The organism is Lewinella cohaerens DSM 23179 (genome assembly GCF_000379805.1).
Lineage (GTDB): Bacteria > Bacteroidota > Bacteroidia > Chitinophagales > Saprospiraceae > Lewinella > Lewinella cohaerens.
This window is the reverse complement of sequence record NZ_KB903617.1, coordinates 1-1146: the sequence shown is the minus strand read 5'-3', so window position 1 is coordinate 1146 and position 1146 is coordinate 1. Positions and strand designations below refer to the sequence as shown.

2 protein-coding genes are annotated in these 1146 nt (G+C 33.4%); both read right to left on the bottom strand.

Annotation, left to right across the window (positions count from 1 at the left end):
* Nucleotides 1-181: hypothetical protein (locus A3EU_RS34910; RefSeq protein WP_211213977.1), on the bottom strand; the 181-nt coding region annotated here is incomplete at its 3' end.
* A gap of 11 nt (nucleotides 182-192) precedes the next feature.
* Nucleotides 193-1146: T9SS type A sorting domain-containing protein (locus tag A3EU_RS33400; protein WP_156825933.1), on the bottom strand; the 954-nt coding region annotated here is incomplete at its 5' end.

The window sequence follows — 1146 nt, the reverse complement described above, 5'->3', positions numbered from 1 at the left end:
TGAATTTCCGCATGTCCCGTGTTGTACGAGGTTCGTAGCGCAGCGGAGAAGCTTGTGCCACACGGGCTTGCCCGAAAAACGTTGCCCAAGATGCGGAGCGCAGCGGAGTATCTTGGGCAACTCCAGCTACCACGCAGGCTGACCGGAGGGAAGCTTGACGGGGTAGCAAAGTTCTGCGCATTTTAATTAAGACTACTCAGTCTTTATAATTTTAACAACTTTACTATCCCCAGAAGATAACATACAATGTAGAAAGTATACTCCTTTTGGAATTTCTAGGTTTAGATTCACTCTATCTATTGAGTGATATTCTTGTTCAAATACTTTTTGTCCTAACTCATTCATCAATGCTAGAACTAATTTTGGAATTACCTTATTTAAGTGAATCGTAAAATTTCCTGAATTCGGATTGGGATAAATTTCAAATTCAAGTAATTCTATATCTATATTTTTATTTCCAACGATACATGATTGATTACAATTATTACTAAACGTAGTGTTAATATCTATGTCTAACCAGTTAGTAGTAGACCATGTTACATTGTCAACTTCTATACATTCTAAATATGGGTTTTGTTGTGTGTCGAAGTTTACCATATTTGAATTATTTCCATTCTTAATATTTAAACATAACAGCTGGTTGTCGGTACAGCTCAAATTCTTTAATTCCGCATTTAGGGATAAATCCAAATCAGAAAGGTTATTATAAGAGCAGTACAAATTAGTTAATAATAAATTTTGAGAAAGATCAATATATGAAAAGATATTGTCCCAGCAGTGTAGGTACCTTAACTCAATATTGTGAGTAATATCTAAGCTTGGTAAATTATTATTTGCGCACTGTATAAACCGTAATAAAGTGTTTTGAGAAACGTCTAGTGTTGTAAGTCCATTAAATGAACAAGCTAAACTTGTCAATACAGTGTTTTGAGTCACGTCTATATTTGTAAGGTTATTAGAACCACAATGTAGTAACGTTAATAAATTATTTTGAGAAAGGTCTAGAACTGTAAGATTATTACTACTGCAAACTAATTTTTTTAATAAAGCATTTTGAAAAACGTCTAGATATTCTAGGTCATTACTACTGCAATCCAAATAAGTCAGTAACGTGTTTTGAGAAAGGTCTAGACTTTCAATATTATT